Consider the following 17,563-nt stretch of genomic DNA (forward strand, 5'->3'; position numbering starts at 1 on the left):
GGCCACCACGCTGAGGAGTAACGCCACAAGCGCGAGGGGCCTGCGGCTGCCGTGAGGGTGAGGGGTCATGGTCGAGGAGGATCTCGACTGTTGGATGCAGAGTCAATAGTCCGGGACAGATGACCTGGAGGCCCGGTGTTCGCCGGAAGTTATATCTGTGAAACCGTACGCTTGGTACGGTTCGGTGGCGTGATTCGATCATGAAAGGAACCCGTCCCGTGGCATCAGCGGACCCGCGGGCCGGCACCGGAGAGGTGCGGACGGTCTGCTCCTACTGCGGCGTCGGATGCGGCATGCTCCTCGACATCGGGGTGGGCCCGGACGGCAGGCGTACGGTCCTCAAGGCGACCGGGGACAAGGCGCACCCCGCCAACCGAGGCCGGCTGTGCACCAAGGGCGCGACGACCGCGGAGATGCTCGCGGCACCCGGACGGCTGGCCACCGCGCTCCTGCGCACCGCACGCGACGCCGAGCCGCGGCCCGCCCCCGTCGACGCGGCGATCAGCGAAACGGCGCGGCGGCTGCGGGCCATCGTGGACGAGCACGGGCCGGACGCCTTCGCCTTCTACGTGTCCGGGCAGATGAGCCTGGAGGCGCAGTACCTCGCCAACAAGCTGGCCAAGGGGTTCGTCCGGACGAACCAGATCGAGTCCAACTCACGGCTGTGCATGGCCGGCGCGGGCACCGGCTACAAGCTGTCCCTGGGCGCCGACGGTCCTCCGGGCTCCTACGAGGACTTCGACCGCGCGGACGTCTTCCTGGTCATCGGCTCCAACATGGCCGACTGCCACCCCATCCTCTTCCTGCGCATGATGGAGCGGGTCAGGGCGGGCGCGAAGCTGATCGTCGTCGACCCGCGCCGCACCGCCACCGCCGACAAGGCCGACCTCTTCCTGCCGGTCCGCCCCGGAACCGATCTCGCGCTGCTGAACGGCCTGCTCCACCTGCTCGTCGAGAACGGGCACACCGACCCCGGGTTCATAGCGGACCACACCGAGGGCTGGGAGGCGATGCCGGAATTCCTCGCCGACTACCCGCCCGCCACCGTCGCCGAGATCACCGGGATACCCGAGGCCGACCTGCGCACCGCGGCCGAGTGGATCGGGCGGGCGGGGGAGTGGATGAGCTGCTGGACGATGGGGCTCAACCAGTCCACCCACGGCACCTGGAACACCAACGCCCTGATCAACCTGCACCTGGCGACCGGCGCGATCTGCCGGCCGGGCAGCGGCCCCTTCTCCCTCACCGGACAGCCCAATGCCATGGGCGGGCGCGAGATGGGCTACATGGGACCCGGCCTGCCGGGGCAACGCTCGGTACTGGCCGACGCGGACCGCGCGTTCACCGAGGAACTGTGGGGACTGGAGCCCGGCGCCCTCCGCGCGGACGGCTCCGGGCAGGGCACCATCGACATGTTCCGGCGGCTCGCGGACGGCGACATCAAGGCCTGCTGGATCATCTGCACCAACCCCGTCGCCTCGGTCGCCAACCGCAAGACGGTCATCGAGGGCCTGGAGGCCGCCGAGTTCGTCATCACGCAGGACGCCTTCGCCGACACCGAGACCAACGCCTACGCCGATGTCGTCCTGCCGGCCGCGCTGTGGACCGAGGCCGAGGGTGTCATGGTCAACAGCGAGCGGAACCTGACCCTCGCCGCGCCCGCCGCCGACCCGCCGGGCGAGGCCCTCGCCGACTGGCAGATCATCGCGCGCGTCGCCTGCGAGATGGGGTACGCGGACGCCTTCGGCTACGCCGGCGCGGAGGAGGTCTTCGAGGAGCTCAAGGGCGCCGCGAACCCGAAGACCGGCTACGACCTGCGAGGCGTGTCCTACGAGCGGCTGCGCGCCGCCCCCGTCCAGTGGCCCGCGCCGACGGCCGACGGCCCGGACCGCAACCCGATCCGCTACGTGGACGGCGACGCCGGGCCGGTGTTCCCGACGCCGAGCGGCCGCGCCGTGTTCTTCGCCCGCCCCCACGTCCCGCCGGCCGAGATGCCGGACGAGGAGTTCCCGTACCTCCTCAACACCGGCCGGGTCCCGCACCAGTGGCACACCCTCACGAAGACCGGGAAGGTCGGCAAGCTCAACCGGCTCAATCCCGGCCCCTTCGTGGAGCTGCACCCGCAGGACGCGCGGGCCCTGGGCATAGCCGACGGCGACGCGGTGGAGGTCGCCTCGCGGCGCGGCCGTGCCGTGCTCCCGGCGGTGGTCACCGACCGGGTGCGGCCGGGGTGTTGTTTCGCTCCGTTCCATTGGAACGACCTGTTCGGCGAGTACCTCAGCATCAACGCGGTGACCAGCGACGCCGTGGATCCGCTCTCCTTCCAGCCCGAGTTCAAGGTCTGCGCGGTGACCTTGACGAAGGTCGCGGCCGTTCCGACGGCCGGCGCACCCGGTGCCGCTGCCGCCTTCGGTGTCGAGACCGTGCCGCCGCCGGTCCTCACCGAGCACGAGCGCCAGTACCTCGCCGGGTTCCTCACCGGACTGGCTGCCGAACCGGAACGCGCGGGCGTGCCGGGGGTCCCCGTACTGCCGCCGGGCGCGCCGTTCAGCGAGGAGCACGCCCGCTGGGTCAACGGCGTCCTCGCCGGCCTGTACTCGCGGGCTGCCGCCCGGCCGCAATCGGAGGAACACCCCGGCGCCGAAGCCGCCTCCGGCCGCGAGGTGGCGGTCCTGTGGGCCTCGCAGACCGGCAACGCCGAGGAATTCGCCGCCGCCGCGGCCAGGGAGCTCAACGCCGCCGGCCACCGCGCCGCGCTCCTCGACATGGCCGCCACCCACCCGGGCGCCCTCCCCGCCGCCGCCGACCTCCTGGTCATCACCAGCACCTTCGGGGACGGCGACGCCCCCGACAACGGCGCCGCCTTCTGGGACGCGCTGGCCGCCGCCGACTCCCCGCGCCTGGACGGCCGCCGCTACTCCGTCCTCGCCTTCGGGGACTCCTCGTACAGCGACTTCTGCGGGCACGGCCGCCGCCTGGACGAACGCCTCGGCGAGCTGGGCGGCGTCCGCCTGGCTCCCCGTACCGACTGCGAGCCCGACTACGAGGCATCGGCTGCCGCCTGGCTGGACCAGGTCCTCGCCTCCCTCACGTCCCTCACGTCCCTCACGTCCCTCAGGCCCCGTCCCCACGCACCGGCGCCTCCGCCCGCGCCCGCCGCCGGTGGTGGCGGAGGTTCGCGCACGCCCGCACCGGTCACCGCCCGCCTCGTCGGCAACCGGCTGCTCAGCCTGCCCGGCTCCGGCAAGGAGGTCCGCCGGTTCACCTTCGACACCCGTGACAGCCGGACGCCGCTCCGCTACGAGGCGGGCGACGCGCTCGGCATACACCCCGCCAACTCCCCGGAACTCGTCGCCGAATGGCTGGCCGTCACCGGCACCGATCCGGCCGCCGAGGTGGATCCCGGCGGCCCGGGCGGCCCCGGACCCGTCCCCTGGGCCGAGGCGCTGCGCCACCACCTGGACATCACGAAGATCACCCCCGGCCTGCTCCGCTTCCTCGCCGAGCGCAGCGGCGACCAGAGACTGCGCAGACTGCTGCGCCCGGACAACAAGGACTGCCTCGCCCAGTGGTGCTGGGGCCGCCAGGCAGCGGACGCGGTCGCCGAACACCCCGTGCGCGCGAGCGCGGCGGAGTGGGCGCAGGTGCTGGGGCGCCTCCAGCCGCGCCTGTACTCCATATCCTCCAGCCCGCTCATCGACCCGTACCGGGTGTCCCTGACCGTCTCCGTCGTCCGGTACGAGAACCTGCGCGGCCGCCCCCGCCAAGGCGTCTGCTCACCGTTCCTCGCCGACTCCGAGGACGGTGCGCTCATCCCCGTCCACGTCCGGCGAACCTCGTACTTCCGGCCGCCGGCCGACCCGGCCACCCCCATGATCATGGTCGGCCCCGGCACCGGAGTGGCCCCGTTCCTGGGCTTCCTCGAAGAGCGCCGCGCCCGCGGCCACCGCGCCTCCAACTGGCTGTTCTTCGGGGAACAGCACCGCGCCACCGACTTCTACTACGAGGACGAACTGGCCGCCCTGCGCGCCGACGGCACCCTCACCCGTCTCGACACCGCCTTCTCCCGCGACCAGCGCGCCAAGGTCTACGTCCAGGACCGGATGCGCGCGCACGGACCCGAGCTGTGGTCCTGGCTCCAGGACGGCGCGCACTTCTACGTCTGCGGAGACGCCTCCCGCATGGCCAAGGACGTCGACAGCGCCCTGCGCGACATCGTGCGCGTCCACGGCGGCCTGTCCGAGGGCGAGGCCGCCGTGTACGTCAAACAGCTCGCCGCCGACAAGCGGTACGTCCGCGACGTGTACTGAAGCCGGAGCGGTGGCGGGAGCGGCGGCGGCCGGAGCCGCCGCCGGTCAGGCCGCGCCCCCGGCCAGGACCCCCGCGATGCCCCGGGCGAGGCAGGGGATCCGCTCCACCGGGATTCCCGCGATGTTGATCCGGCCCGCAGTCGTGCCGTAGATGGCGAACTCGCCGCGCAGCCGGATCATCTGCTCCGGCGCGAGCGGCAGCATCGAGAACATCCCCTTCTGCCGCGCTAGCGACTCCGCCTGGGTGTCCCAGCCCAGTGCGCCCAGGCGCGCCGTCAGCTCGGTCCGGTTGGTCTCGATCCGGCCGCGCATGGCGTCCAGTTCGGCCCGCCAGGCGGCCCGCAGCCCGTCGTCCTCCAGGATGGCCGTCACGACGGCGGCTCCGTGCTCCGGAGGCATGGAGTACAGGGTCCGCGCGGCGTTCTGCAGCGCCGTCTCGACGTGCCGCAGCGACTGGCGGGACGCGCCGAGGACGACGGCGCATCCGGTGCGGTCGCTGTAGAGGCCGAAGTTCTTCGAGCAGCTGATGGCGATGAGCATCTCCGGTACCCGCTCCGCGAGCATCCGGGTGGCCGCCAGGTCCGCTTCGAGACCGTCGCCGAGCCCGTGGTACGCGAGATCGACGAAGGGAACCCAGCCGTCGCGGGCGGCGAGGTCGGCCAGGGCCTCCCAGACGTCCGCGGACGGGTCCACCCCGGTGGGGTTGTGGCAGCAGCCCTGGAGCAGGACGACATCGTCGCGGCGGGCGCCGGAGAGGTCCCGCAGCAGGCCCGCCGTGTCGGAGCGGCCCTCGGCGTCGAGCCATCCGTACGTCCGTACCTTCAGGCCGGCGGCCTCCAGGATCGGCCGGTGGTTGACGTAGGCGGGGTCGCTGATCCACACCGTGGTGCCCGGGCGGGTCCGGCAGATCAGATCGGCCAGCAGCCGCAGCGCGCCACTGCCCGCGACGGTCTGGACCGCCACGGCCCGCTCGGCCGAACCGCCGGAACCCAGGACCAGCGACAGCATCGCCCGGTTGAAGGCGGTGTTGCCGGAGAGCCCGCGGTACTCCTTGGAGGCGGAACGTTCCGCCAGTCGCAGCTCGGCCTCACGTACGGCCGCCATGACCGGGGTCCCGCCCGTGTGGTCGCGGTAGACGCCGAGGACGAGGTTCAGCCGCTCGGGCCGCGCGTCGGCGCCGAACGCCTCGGTCAGGTCCCACAGCGGGTCGACGGGCGGCGGGAGGAGGAGCTCAAGCATCTGCGGGAACCTCGGGTCGGGGACGGGATTGCGAGCGGAGTCGGGATCGGGATCGGGGGCGCCGGTTGGCGAGGACGACGCCCGCGGTGATGAGGGGGACACCGACGAGCACGGCCGGGGTCGGAGACTCGTCGAGCAGGGGGATCGCGAGCAGCACGACGGCGACCGGGCTGAGGCTGCCCACGACGGAGCTGCGCTCGGCGCCGAGCCGGCGGATGGCGAACGCGTACAGCAGACCGGCGCACAGACCGACACCGAGCCCCTGCACCACCAGGAACAGCACGATGTCGCTTCCGGCGGCGGACGCGATGCCGGTGGGGAGCGCCCCCGACAGGACCAGGAGCACGATCACGGCGAAGGAGGGCAGGCACAGCAGCCCGATCGATCCCACGGGATCGAGGTCCACCTCCTTCAGCCCCACCGTGTACAGGGCCCACAGCCCGCTGGCGACGAGGAGTACGCCGGCGCCGGCCAGCACCTGCGTGTCCGGCGGGGCGAGGAAGCGCCAGACGAGGGCGACCACGCCGACCCCGATCAGCGCGAGCCCGGCCGACTGCGTTCCCCGGGGCGCGCCGCGGCCGCCGGCGACCATCAGCGCGGACACGAACAGCGGCACCATGCCGGGGACGATCGAGCCGACGAAGGCCGCCGAGGTGAGGGAGCCGCCGTACATCGCCGCCAGGAAGAACGGCACGCCCGCCCCGCAGATGATCTTCGCGGCGGCGGCCGGGCGTACCGCGGCGATCCGCCGGCGGCGCCGCCACAGCGCCGGCGCGAGCACGGCGATCGGGACGCCGAATCGCAGCAGGGCCGCGTCGGCGGGCAGGAGCGAGGAGCTGCTCAGGGCGCGGGCGCTGAGCGCGAACGCGGCCCAGATGGTCACGGTCACCAGCAGCGCGAGCATGCCCTGGGCCTGCGGGGACAGCCTGGGGCGGCCCGCCGTCGCGGGCGGGGTGTTCGGTGCGGCCAAGACGGCTCCTCCAGCTCCTGGGGGCCGGATCCGGCCATGAGGCAACGCTAGATCCTCGGGCGGGGCAGCCGATTGCCAGTTCTGCCTCTCAGGCATAGGTTTAGGGCAGAATCTGCCAAGGAGTGGTGATGGACGCAGTCGATCTGCAGATCATCCGTGAGTTGCAGGCCGACGGCCGGCTGTCCAACCAGGACCTCGCCGACCGGGTCCGGCTGTCCCCGTCCCCCTGTCTGCGCCGGGTGCGGCGCCTGGAGGAAGCCGGCCTGATCCGCGGCTACACGGCCATGGTCGACCAGGTCGCCTTCGGACTCCCGATCACCGTGTTCGTCCGGATACGGCTGGAACGCCACACGGGGGAGGCGGTCCGGGTCTTCGAGGAGCACGTCGCGGTCATCGAGCACATCCAGGACTGCTACCTGATGGCCGGAAGCAGTGACTACCTGCTCAGGGTCGTGATCGAAAGCCTGGAGGCCTACGAGGCCCTGGTGCGCCACCGGATCCACGCCATCCCCGGCATCGCGTCGATCGAGTCGAGCTTCGCGTTCGGCAGCGTGAAGCAGTCCCGCGTCTACCCCCGCCCCACCTGATCCACGCGCCGGTGGGCGGTAACAGGCCGTTGGTGACCTAGGGGGTCGCGCGGGGAGACGGCGGGAGCCGATACTTCGGCGGGCAAGGAGAACCGGGCCAGGGGGAGGGGACCCATGAGGCTGACCAGGATGCTCCGCACCGCCTTGGGCGGGGCGGGACGCGTCGTCATGCCGGCCGTCGTACTGGCCGCGGCCGCGGGTGTGCTCGCACCCGTCCCCGCGCGGGCGGCACCGACGTGCGGCGCCACCGGGTCGGCGTCGCCGCCGGTGGAGGTGGCGCGCGTACCCGACTGGGTCGAGTCGATCGCCGTCGACCGACGGGGCCGGATGTTCGCCACCGCCTACTACACCGGTCGGGTCTACCGCATCGACGCGCCGGGCGGCGCCCCCGTCGCGCTCACCGGCAACATCGGCGCCAACGGCGGGATCGTCATCCGCGACGACGGCCAACTCCTCGTCGGCACCGGCAACGACCTCGTGCACTCGCTCACCGGTGACGCCCTCCCGGTGTCGAAGCTCCTGCGCGTGGACCCGGATTCCGGAGAGGTCAGCACGTACGCCTCGGGACTCGGCGGAATCGACGGCGTCGCCCTCGCGCCCGACGGCACCGTGTACACCACGACCCTGGGCGGCCGCGGCATAGGCCGTGTCACGCCGGACGGGCGGGTGGACCCCCTCTGGGCGCAGGTGCGGCAGCCCAACGGGATCGCCGTGTCCCCGGACGGGTCCGAGGTCTACGTCATCCAGACGACGGTCGCCCCGGGGCTGTACCGGATTCCCGTCGCCGACCCCTCGCACCCGCGGCGGTGGATCTCCGCCGATCCGTCCGACGCCCTCGCGCTCCCCGACGGGCTCACCCTGGACGGCAGGGGCCGCCCGCTGATCGCCACCCACGCGGCGGGGCAGATCTGGCGGGCGGAGGGCGAAAGCCTCTGCGCCGTGGAGTCGGGCATGCACCTCTCCACCCAGATCACCTACGGACACGGCGACCGCGGCTTCTCGGAGGGCCGGCTCTACCGGGCGGGTATCGACGGAAAGATCTACGAAGTCCCCGCCGGCGCCGAACGCCCTGTGACCCCTTCGTAATCCGCTCCGGGCGCCACGGGGTCATGGTGAAGCCGCTGGTGGGCGGTGGTGGTCAGCCCAAGTGGGTCGGCCCCGCCGTGCCCAGGGCGGCTCCGGCCTGCGCGGCCAGCACCACGGCCACCTGGCGGGCCTGCTCGGGCGGCAGCGGGCCGGGCCGGGCGTCGAGGTGGAAGCGGCCGTAGTAGTGGCCGCCGCCGATCACCCGCAGTTCGGTCTCGCCCTCGGGCCAGTCGGCGTACTCGGTGATCAGGTCGTCGCGGCGCAACCACACACCGCCGTCGTGTTCCATCCGCGGCAGGTGACCCATCAGGGTTCCGTACTCGAAGCGGCAGCCGCGCAGCCCCAGCAGACCGATCAGCTCGCGGCGCACGTGCTCGACCACGACCTCCGGCGAACCGCCGTCCTCGGCGAGCCGGGCGGTCGACTGGAGGGCGTCGAGATACGCGGTGTCGGTCGCCACGGCCGTCCGGAGCCGTCGGGCGCGGACGGAGAGCTGCGAGACGATCAGGCCGACGACGAGCAGCAGGACGGAGGTCTCGATGTCCTCGCGGTCACGGATGGTGAACCGCTGGTACGGCTCGGTCAGGAAGAAGTCGAACCAGGCGGCCGCCGAGAGCGCGCCGAGCGCCCCGGCCGCCCTCGTGCCCAGGGACGCGACCGCCACCACCGCGAGGACCATGATCAGAGCGGCGTTCGTGGCCGAAAGATCAGTACGGAACGGAACGAGCGCGAGCGCCACGAGGAACGGAACCGCGAGCGCCGCGAGCAGCGCCATCCGGTCGCGGAGCCGATACGAGTTTCCGGACATCTCCAGGCCTCCCGTCCGGATCAAGCCTGCACCCCGCCGCTCACCCGCGCACATCCCGGACCGAGCCGAACCCGACCGTGCCCGCCGGCCACACGTCCACGCCGGCTGACACGGTACGAGACGGCTCCGGCGGGCACGGGACCCGTCAGGAAGCGGTGTCTGCCAGTCCTTCGAGTCCTTCGAGGCTGTCCATGAACGAGCTGACGGAGAACACCGCACGCCCGGGGCCGGCCGGGCCGTAGCCGGGCGGGGAGCTCAGGCCGTACTCCTCCAGTGTCGCCCGGTAGGTCTCCAGCAGCCGAATGTGGTATTCGAGCGGGGCGCCCAGCGGATTGGCCTTGCCGAGCGGTGTCGTCGGTTCCGGGCACCAGGTGGTGAACCGGGGCACGACGCCGTGGGACATGAAGAACCGCAGCCCCTCGGCCGTCGATTCGATCGCCTCGTCCACCTTGGTGAAGCCGAAGGGCTCCGCCATCTCGATGCCGGCCACGAAGTTGGGGATCACATTGCGAGGACCGAACACCTCGGTGGAGTCCAGGATCCTGCGGTGCCATTCGTCGCGGCCGACGTAGCGCTCCTTGCCGGGGCAGTGGAGCTCGAACAGCCGGCGGTCCCACACCTCGAAGTTGGGGTGGTAGATCTTGATGCCGTAGTCGTGGAAGCGCTGCACGGCGTCGCGGGGCAGCGCCTGCGCGACGACCTTGCCGGTCCAGCGGCCGGGGAAGCGCTCCTCGATGGCCTTGGCGTAGTGCCCGTAGAAATCGGCCTCGTCGCGGCCGGCGACCTGTGAGGTGATCGAGCCGCCCGTGAGGGTGTAGGCCCTGGAGGTCCCCGCGGTGTCGTAGCGGTCGATGATCTCCAGTGCCTCCAGCACCTCCTCGACCGGCTTCACCCCCGTGTAGGGGCGGCCTGCCGCCTTGTGCTGGCGCCAGTTGTGGTTGATGTCGCAGAACTGGCACTCCTCCTTGGCGCCGAAGTACTGGCACACCCGGAAGACCGTCAGATAGATGAGGTAACCCCACTGGATGGTCGGGGCGACCTCCATCACCGACTTGCCGTTCGACAGCGTGTGCCGGTAATACTCGGGCATCGGCGGGAGGCCGACGTCCGCGATCCGCGCACCGTCCAGATAGAGGCCGAGCGTGCCGTCCTCGCCGCCCCGCACCACGTACGGGGAGTCGGGGTTGACCCGTACGGAGACGACGGTGCGCCGCAGTTCGTACGGGCCGCCGGTGAGCACGATCTCCTCGGGCGGCCGGTTGAGCGCGGCGGCGCCGAGCTCCGGCAGCGTGCGGTGATCGAACGAGAAGATGAAGTACGACTTCGGCTTGACGTCGCCGGAAGCCCCGTCGGCGGTGCCGCTGAGCGCCGACTCGTCGAAGGCCATGCCACCCCGCAGGAGGTCTTCCTTGATGACGGCTTCCCGGGGCACCTGCGGGAAGCGTCCCATCAGGTCCTCGACCAGATCGGTACGCCTGAGGCTCTCCATGTGCTGCTCCATTCCTGAATCCTTCTCCTGCGACAATGAGATCATCATGTCGGCCCATTGGAGGGAGACGTCGTGGCCCCTTACGACCTCGCCGGACGTCTCGTGGTCGGGATCGCTTCCAGCGCCCTGTTCGACCTGACCGAGGCGGACGCGGTCTTCCGCGAAGAGGGGGAGGCGGGGTACCGGGCGTACCAGGAAGAGCACGTGGACCGCACCCTGGAACCGGGCGTGGCCTACCCGTTCATCCGCAGGCTCCTGTCGCTGAACGACCTGGGCCCCGTTGACGATCCGCTGGTCGAAGTGATCGTCCTGTCGCGCAACGACCCGGACACCGGGCTGCGGGTGATGAGGTCCATCCAGACCCACGGCCTGCCGATCACCCGCGCGATCTTCATGCAGGGACGCTCACCGCACCGGTTCATGCCGGCGCTCAACATGTCGTTGTTCCTGTCCGCCAACGAGGACGACGTCCGCGAGGCCGTCGCGGCGGGCCTGCCCGCCGGGTACGTCCTGGGGTCGTCCTCGGCGTTGTCCGAGGACGACGCCGAGGACCGGGACCTGAGGATCGCGTTCGACTTCGACGGGGTCCTCGCCGACGACGCCGCCGAACAGATCTACCAGACGGGCGGCCTGGACACCTTCCGCTCCCACGAGCACACGCACGCCGGTACGCCCCACCTCCCCGGGCCGCTGCGCGACTTCCTGGCCGGTGTGAACCGGGTCCAGCAGCGCGAGGAGGAACGGCGGCGGCGGGACCCGGACTACCGGATCCGGGTGCACGTCTCCCTGGTCACGGCCCGGAACGCGCCCGCCCACGAGCGGGCGGTGCGCAGCCTGAAGAACTGGGGCGTGACGGTGAACGACGCCTTCTTCCTCGGCGGCATCGACAAGGGCGCGATCATCGGCGTGCTCAAGCCGCACATCTTCTTCGACGACCAGATGAGCCATCTGGCCGGCCCGTCCCGGAACACCCCCAGCGTGCACGTCCCGTTCGGCAAGGCGAACGAACGGCTCGGGTGAGCCGCGTCTCACCCCGGTGCCGCCCCTTGTCTATGCAACAAGGTGCATAGAAGGATCGGGGCGTGGCGCTCGAACACGCGATCCTCGTCTCCCTGCTGGAACAGCCGGGCTCAGGCTATGAGCTGGCCCGGCGGTTCGACCGGTCCATCGGCTACTTCTGGACCGCCACGCACCAGCAGATCTACCGCGTGCTCAAGCGCATGGAGGGCGACGGCCTGCTCGCCGTCCGCGAGGTCGCGCAGCAGGGCCGGCCGGACAAGAAGGAGTACTCCGTCGCCGGCCCCGGCCGCGCCGCCCTCTCCCGGTGGCTGCACGAGCCGATCGAACCCGAGAGCATGCGTCACGACCTCGCCGTGAAGATCCGCGGCGCGGCCTTCGACCACCCGGCGGCGCTGCTCCGCGAGGTCGAGCGGCACCACCAGGTGCACAACGACCGGCTCGCGCACTATCTCGCCGGGGAACTGCGCGACTTCACCGGGCCCGACGCGCCCACACCGCTCGACGCGGGTCAGGAGCTCCAGCACGCCGTGCTGCGCGGGGGCATCGCGTACGAACGGATGACGATCGCCTGGCTCGACGACGTCCTCGCCACCCTCCACCGGCTCGGCGCGGGGCCCTCGCCCGCCTGAACCGCACCACCTTCCCAGCCGCACCGCCCTTTCCCACGGCACCGCACGGCACCGCACCCCTCGACTCGCACCACGGAAGGCGAAACCCCATGGCCGACTCGCTGCTGTTCAACCCGCGCACCTACGATCCGGCGCACTTCGACCCCGAGACCCGCAGGCTGCTGCGCGCCACCGTCGACTGGTTCGAGGACCGCGGCAAGCGCAGGCTGATCGAGGACTACCGCTCCCGCGCCTGGCTGGGCGACTTCCTCGCCTTCGCCGCCAAGGAGGACCTGTTCGCCACCTTCCTGACCCCGGCCGCCGCCGCCGGCCGGGAGGACCAGCGCTGGGACACCGCCCGGATCGCCGCCCTCAACGAGATCTTCGGGTTCTACGGTCTCGACTACTGGTACGCGTGGCAGGTCACCATCCTCGGCCTCGGCCCGGTCTGGCAGAGCGACAACGCCGCCGCGCGCGGCCGCGCGGCGGAACTCCTCTCGCAGGGCGAGGTGTTCGCCTTCGGCCTCTCCGAGAAGACCCACGGCGCCGACATCTACTCCACCGACATGCTGCTGGAGCCGTACACCGACGGTGCCGGTGCCGGCGGCTTCCGGGCCAGCGGCTCCAAGTACTACATCGGCAACGGCAACGCCGCCGGACTCGTCTCCGTCTTCGGCCGCCGCACCGACATCGAGGGCCCCGACGGGTACGTGTTCTTCGCCGCCGACAGCCGCCACCCCGCGTACCACCTGGTGAAGAACGTCGTCGACTCCTCCAAGTACGTCAGCGAATTCCGCCTCGACGACTACCCGGTCGGTGCCGACGACGTCCTGCACACCGGACGCGCCGCCTTCGACGCCGCGCTCAACACCGTCAACGTCGGCAAGTTCAACCTCTGCACCGCCATGATCGGCATCTGCGAGCACGCGATGTACGAGGCCGTCACCCACGCCCACAACCGCGTCCTCTACGGCCGCCCCGTCACCGCCTTCCCGCACGTGCGCCGGGAGCTGGCCGACGCGTACGTCCGCCTCGTCGGCATGAAGCTGTTCAGCGACCGGGCCGTCGACTACTTCCGCTCCGCCGGCCCCGACGACCGCCGCTACCTGCTCTTCAACCCGATGACGAAGATGAAGGTGACCACCGAGGGCGAGAAGGTCATCGACCTGATGTGGGACGTCATCGCCGCCAAGGGCTTCGAGAAGGACACCTACTTCGCCCAGGCCGCCGTGGAGATCCGCGGGCTGCCCAAGCTGGAGGGCACGGTCCACGTCAACCTCGCCCTGATCCTCAAGTTCATGCGCAACCACCTGCTGGAACCGGTCGAGTACGCCCCCGTGCCGACCCGCCACGACGCGGCCGACGACGCCTTCCTCTTCCGCCAGGGGCCGGCCCGCGGCCTGGGCTCCGTCCGCTTCCACGACTGGCGCACCGCCTACGACGCGTACGCCGCCGTGCCGAACGTCGCCCGCTTCCGCGAGCAGGCCGACGCCCTGTGCGCGTTCGTCACGACCGCCGCCCCCGACGAGGAGCAGAGCCGCGACCTCGACCTCCTCCTCGCCGTCGGCCAGCTGTTCGCGCTCGTCGTCCACGGCCAGCTGATCCTGGAGCAGGCCCGCCTGACCGGCCTGGACGAGGACGTGCTCGACGAACTGTTCGCCGTCCTGGTACGCGACTTCTCCGCGCACGCCGTCGAACTGCACGGCAAGGACTCCGCGACCGAGCAGCAGCAGCGCTGGGCGCTCGGCGCGGTCCGCCGCCCGGTCGTCGACGAGGCCCGCTCCGCCCGGGTCTGGGAGCGCGTCGAAGCCCTGTCCGGGTCGTACGAGATGGCTCCGTAACCCTTCAGGAAGCCCACACGCCGCCGGCCGCCCGCATCCGCGGGCGGCCGGCGGCCGTGTGGCCCTGGACCGTGAGCGCCGACCGGACCGGTCAGGATTCGAGAAGCGCCGGTCACCGCGTCCCGGCTAGCGTGATGCCGACGGAAACCGCGCAGGCGGCCCCGCGCAACGGATGGAGAAACGAAGCATGGCCCCGAGGACGGACAGGCAGTCGCCCGCGCCGCACGTTGCCGACAGCCACGATCTGCTCCGTGTGCACGGCGCGCGCGAGAACAACCTCAAGGACGTCAGCATCGAGATCCCGAAGCGCCGGCTGACGGTGTTCACCGGCGTCTCCGGCTCGGGCAAGAGTTCGCTGGTGTTCGACACGATCGCCGCGGAGTCGCAGCGGCTGATCAACGAGACGTACAGCGCCTTCGTGCAGGGCTTCATGCCCACGCTGGCGCGGCCCGAGGTGGACGTGCTCGACGGGCTGACGACCGTGATCAGCGTCGACCAGCAGCGGATGTGTGCCGACCCCCGCTCCACGGTCGGCACCGCCACCGATGCCAACGCGATGCTGCGCATCCTCTTCAGCCGGCTCGGGAAGCCCCACATCGGGCCGCCCGGCGCGTACGCCTTCAACGTCCCCTCGGTCCGCGCGAGCGGTGCGATCACCGTCGAGCGCGGCGCGAAGAAGGCCGTGAAGGCGACCTTCTCCCGGACCGGCGGCATGTGTCCGCGCTGCGAAGGCCGCGGCACGGTCTCCGACATCGACCTCACCCAGCTCTACGACGACACCAAGTCGATCGCCGAGGGCGCGTTCACCATCCCCGGCTGGAAGTCGGACAGCTTCTGGACCGTGCGGCTCTACGCCGAGTCGGGCTTCCTCGACCCGGCCAAGCCGATCCGCGAGTACACCAAGAAGGAGATGCGGGACTTCCTCTACCGGGAGCCGACCAAGGTGAAGGTCGAGGGTGTGAACCTCACCTACGAGGGGCTGATCCCCAAGATCCAGAAGTCCTTCCTGTCCAAGGACAAGGAGGCGATGCAGCCGCACATCCGGGCGTTCGTGGAGCGGGCGGTCACCTTCACCACCTGCCCCGAGTGCGACGGCACCCGGCTCAGCGAGGGGGCCCGGTCGTCGAAGATCGGCAAGATCAGCATCGCCGACGCCTGCGCGATGCAGATCAGCGACCTGGCCGCATGGGTCCGCGGCCTCGACGAGCCCTCCGTGGCGCCGCTGCTCACCGCGCTGCGGCAGTCCCTCGACTCGTTCGTGGAGATCGGCCTCGGCTACCTCGCGCTCGACCGGCCGTCGGGCACGCTGTCGGGCGGCGAGGCGCAGCGCGTCAAGATGGTCCGCCACCTCGGCTCCTCGCTCACCGACATCACCTACGTCTTCGACGAGCCCACCACGGGCCTGCACCCCCATGACATCCAGCGGATGAACGACCTGCTGCTGCGGCTGCGGGACAAGGGGAACACGGTGCTCGTCGTGGAGCACAAGCCGGAGGTGATCGCGATCGCCGACCACGTCGTCGACCTCGGCCCCGGCGCCGGTACGGCGGGTGGCACCGTCTGCTTCGAGGGCACCGTCGAGGGGCTGCGGGCCGGCGGCACCGTCACCGGCCGCCATTTCGGCGACCGGGCCTCCCTCAAGGAGACGGTGCGCAAGCCCACCGGCACGCTGGAGATCCGCGGCGCGACGGCGAACAACCTGCGCGACGTGGACGTGGACATCCCGCTCGGAGTGCTCGCCGTCGTCACCGGCGTGGCCGGTTCCGGCAAGAGCTCGCTCGTGCACGGGTCGCTGCCACACCGGCCGGGGGCCGCCGGCGACGGCGTGGTGTCCATCGACCAGGGCCCGATCCGCGGCTCGCGACGGAGCAACCCGGCGACGTACACCGGACTGCTCGACCCGATCCGCAAGGCGTTCGCGAAGGCCAACGGCGTGAAGCCGGCGCTGTTCAGCGCCAACTCCGAGGGGGCCTGCCCCACCTGCAACGGCGCCGGCGTCATCTACACCGACCTGGCGATGATGGCCGGTGTCGCCACCCCCTGCGAGGAGTGCGAGGGCAAGCGGTTCCAGGCATCGGTCCTTGAGTACCATCTCGGCGGCCGCGACATCAGCGAGGTTCTCGCCATGTCGGTGACCGAGGCCGAGGAGTTCTTCGGCGCCGGCGAGGCGCACACCCCGGCCGCGCACCGCATCCTCGACCGGCTCGCCGACGTCGGGCTCGGCTACCTCAGCCTCGGCCAGCCGCTCACCACGCTGTCCGGCGGCGAGCGGCAGCGGCTCAAGCTGGCCACCCACATGGCCGAGAAGGGCGGCGTCTACATCCTCGACGAGCCGACCGCCGGCCTCCACCTCGCCGACGTCGAGCACCTGCTCGGCCTGCTCGACCGGCTCGTCGATTCCGGCAAGTCGGTCATCGTCGTCGAGCACCACCAGGCGGTCATGGCGCACGCCGACTGGATCATCGACCTCGGGCCCGGCGCCGGCCACGACGGTGGCCGGATCGTCTTCGAGGGGACCCCCGCCGACCTCGTCGCCGCCCGCTCCACCCTCACCGGCGAGCACCTCGCGGCCTATGTCGGCAGCTGACGACCGAGCCTGGGGGTTCACACCAGACCCGTGCGAAGCTCGCGCTAGTGTGCGTACGTGAGCCTTCATATCGTCATTGGTTTCGGTGCCGCCGGGGCGGCCACCGCTCGGCTGCTGGCCGAACAGGGGCATTCCGTACGGGTTGTCACCAGGTCGGGCCGAAGCCCGGAGCCCGGAATCGAGCACGTCGCGTTGGACGCGACGCACAGGGAGGGACTGATCGCCGCCGCGCGGGGCGCGGTGGCGATCTACAACTGCGCCGCCCCGCCCTACCATCGCTGGGCGAGTGAGTGGCCGCCGCTGGCCTCGTCGGTCTGTGCCGCGGCCGAGGAGACCGGGGCCGTCCTGGTCATGCTGGGCAACCTCTACGGCTACGGTCCGGTGGACGGTCCCCTGACCGAGGAGCTGCCGCTCGCGGCAACCGGCACCAAGGGGCGGGTGCGCGCCGCCGTTTGGGAGCAGGCGCGGACCCTGCACGAGCAGGGCCGCATCAAGGCGGTCGAGGTACGGGCCTCGGACTTCTTCGGGCCCGGCGTGACCGACGGCGGCCACCTGGCCGCGCGGGTCGTGCCGCGGCTGCTGCGCGGCAAGCCGGTCTCCACGCTCGGGGAGCCGGACGTCCCGCACAGTTGGACCTACCTCCCCGATGTGGCCAGGGTCCTGGTCGAGGTCGCGGGCGAGGAGCGGGCCTTGGGGCGGCCCTGGCACGTCCCGACGGAGCCCGCGCTGTCCACCCGGGAGATGGTCGACCGCCTCGCCGCTCAGGCGGGAACGGTGCCGGTCGCGGTGCGCCGGCTCCCGTCGGCCGTGTTGGGCGTCGCCTCGCTCGTCTCCCCGCTGATCCGCGAACTGAAGGAGATCCGCTACCAGTTCGAGCGTCCCTTCGTGGTTGACGCGAGCACGTACGAGGCCGCGTTCGCGGTACGGGCCACCCCCCTCGACGAGCAGCTGGAAGCGACCGTGACGTGGTGGCGTGAGCGACTGGCCAGCGCCGGGTGACGTCTGTGACAGGGATGGA

General features: G+C 71.5%; 12 protein-coding genes. 8 read left to right on the top strand and 4 right to left on the bottom strand.

Annotated elements, in window-relative coordinates:
* The first annotated feature begins 293 nt into the window (after positions 1 to 293).
* Positions 294 to 4,310: a bifunctional nitrate reductase/sulfite reductase flavoprotein subunit alpha gene (locus MTF65_RS01035; protein WP_243627251.1), complete on the top strand. Its 4,017-nt coding sequence runs from the start codon at positions 294 to 296 to the stop codon at positions 4,308 to 4,310.
* 45 nt (positions 4,311 to 4,355) lie between these two features.
* On the opposite strand, the gene MTF65_RS01040 is transcribed toward MTF65_RS01035, so the two are convergent.
* Both MTF65_RS01040 and MTF65_RS01045 read right to left on the bottom strand, forming a co-directional pair.
* Positions 4,356 to 5,549, bottom strand: a complete 1,194-nt coding sequence (locus MTF65_RS01040; RefSeq protein WP_243626242.1) for an aromatic amino acid transaminase — start codon at positions 5,547 to 5,549, stop codon at positions 4,356 to 4,358.
* The gene (locus MTF65_RS01045; RefSeq protein ID WP_243626243.1) at positions 5,542 to 6,519 is read right to left on the bottom strand and encodes a DMT family transporter; all 978 of its coding nucleotides are present in this window, start codon (positions 6,517 to 6,519) and stop codon (positions 5,542 to 5,544) included. The genes MTF65_RS01040 and MTF65_RS01045 overlap by 8 nt, the downstream gene beginning before the upstream one ends.
* A 128-nt stretch (positions 6,520 to 6,647) precedes the next feature.
* Between MTF65_RS01045 and MTF65_RS01050 the strand changes: the two genes are divergently transcribed.
* Positions 6,648 to 7,106 (top strand): Lrp/AsnC family transcriptional regulator, encoded by a 459-nt coding sequence (locus tag MTF65_RS01050; protein WP_279398527.1) that lies wholly within the window; start codon positions 6,648 to 6,650, stop codon positions 7,104 to 7,106.
* A 114-nt stretch (positions 7,107 to 7,220) separates the two neighbouring features.
* The gene (locus MTF65_RS01055) at positions 7,221 to 8,192 is read left to right on the top strand and encodes an SMP-30/gluconolactonase/LRE family protein (protein ID WP_243626245.1); all 972 of its coding nucleotides are present in this window, start codon (positions 7,221 to 7,223) and stop codon (positions 8,190 to 8,192) included.
* Positions 8,193 to 8,244: 52 nt separating this feature from the next.
* Here the strand turns inward: MTF65_RS01055 and MTF65_RS01060 are convergent, their stop codons facing one another.
* Positions 8,245 to 9,000, bottom strand: coding sequence for a DUF4118 domain-containing protein (locus MTF65_RS01060; protein WP_243626246.1), 756 nt, complete (start codon positions 8,998 to 9,000; stop codon positions 8,245 to 8,247).
* Positions 9,001 to 9,145: 145 nt separating this feature from the next.
* Positions 9,146 to 10,489, bottom strand: coding sequence for a radical SAM protein (locus MTF65_RS01065; protein ID WP_243626247.1), 1,344 nt, complete (start codon positions 10,487 to 10,489; stop codon positions 9,146 to 9,148).
* A gap of 72 nt (positions 10,490 to 10,561) precedes the next feature.
* Here MTF65_RS01065 and MTF65_RS01070 point away from each other — a divergent pair, with 72 nt between their 5' ends.
* The 5 genes from MTF65_RS01070 to MTF65_RS01090 all read left to right on the top strand — a co-directional run bounded on the left by MTF65_RS01070 (position 10,562) and on the right by MTF65_RS01090 (position 17,544).
* A complete protein-coding gene (locus MTF65_RS01070; protein ID WP_243626248.1) occupies positions 10,562 to 11,509 on the top strand; it encodes a 5'-nucleotidase in 948 nt (315 codons plus the stop codon).
* A 62-nt stretch (positions 11,510 to 11,571) separates the two neighbouring features.
* Positions 11,572 to 12,138 (top strand): PadR family transcriptional regulator, encoded by a 567-nt coding sequence (locus tag MTF65_RS01075; protein ID WP_243626249.1) that lies wholly within the window; start codon positions 11,572 to 11,574, stop codon positions 12,136 to 12,138.
* A gap of 89 nt (positions 12,139 to 12,227) precedes the next feature.
* Positions 12,228 to 13,958, top strand: a complete 1,731-nt coding sequence (locus tag MTF65_RS01080; RefSeq protein ID WP_243626250.1) for an acyl-CoA dehydrogenase family protein — start codon at positions 12,228 to 12,230, stop codon at positions 13,956 to 13,958.
* A 187-nt stretch (positions 13,959 to 14,145) separates the two neighbouring features.
* Positions 14,146 to 16,545: an excinuclease ABC subunit UvrA gene (locus tag MTF65_RS01085; RefSeq protein WP_243626251.1), complete on the top strand. Its 2,400-nt coding sequence runs from the start codon at positions 14,146 to 14,148 to the stop codon at positions 16,543 to 16,545.
* Positions 16,546 to 16,602: 57 nt separating this feature from the next.
* Positions 16,603 to 17,544 carry an NAD-dependent epimerase/dehydratase family protein gene (locus MTF65_RS01090; protein ID WP_243626252.1) on the top strand — a complete coding sequence of 314 codons (942 nt, stop codon included), beginning with the start codon at positions 16,603 to 16,605 and terminating at the stop codon, positions 17,542 to 17,544.
* Positions 17,545 to 17,563: the final 19 nt, after the last annotated feature.

The sequence above is a fragment of the Streptomyces sp. APSN-46.1 genome, assembly GCF_022815725.1.
GTDB lineage: Bacteria > Actinomycetota > Actinomycetes > Streptomycetales > Streptomycetaceae > Streptomyces.

Coding starts and splice junctions, on each gene's coding strand:
- MTF65_RS01080 (WP_243626250.1), top strand. CDS start 12,228: ATGGCCGACTCGCTGCTGTTCAACCCGCGCACCTACGATCCGGCGCAC.
- MTF65_RS01040 (WP_243626242.1), bottom strand. CDS start 5,549: ATGCTTGAGCTCCTCCTCCCGCCGCCCGTCGACCCGCTGTGGGACCTG.
- MTF65_RS01035 (WP_243627251.1), top strand. CDS start 294: ATGCTCCTCGACATCGGGGTGGGCCCGGACGGCAGGCGTACGGTCCTC.
- MTF65_RS01055 (WP_243626245.1), top strand. CDS start 7,221: ATGAGGCTGACCAGGATGCTCCGCACCGCCTTGGGCGGGGCGGGACGC.
- MTF65_RS01085 (WP_243626251.1), top strand. CDS start 14,146: ATGGCCCCGAGGACGGACAGGCAGTCGCCCGCGCCGCACGTTGCCGAC.
- MTF65_RS01060 (WP_243626246.1), bottom strand. CDS start 9,000: ATGTCCGGAAACTCGTATCGGCTCCGCGACCGGATGGCGCTGCTCGCG.
- MTF65_RS01065 (WP_243626247.1), bottom strand. CDS start 10,489: ATGGAGAGCCTCAGGCGTACCGATCTGGTCGAGGACCTGATGGGACGC.
- MTF65_RS01050 (WP_279398527.1), top strand. CDS start 6,648: ATGGACGCAGTCGATCTGCAGATCATCCGTGAGTTGCAGGCCGACGGC.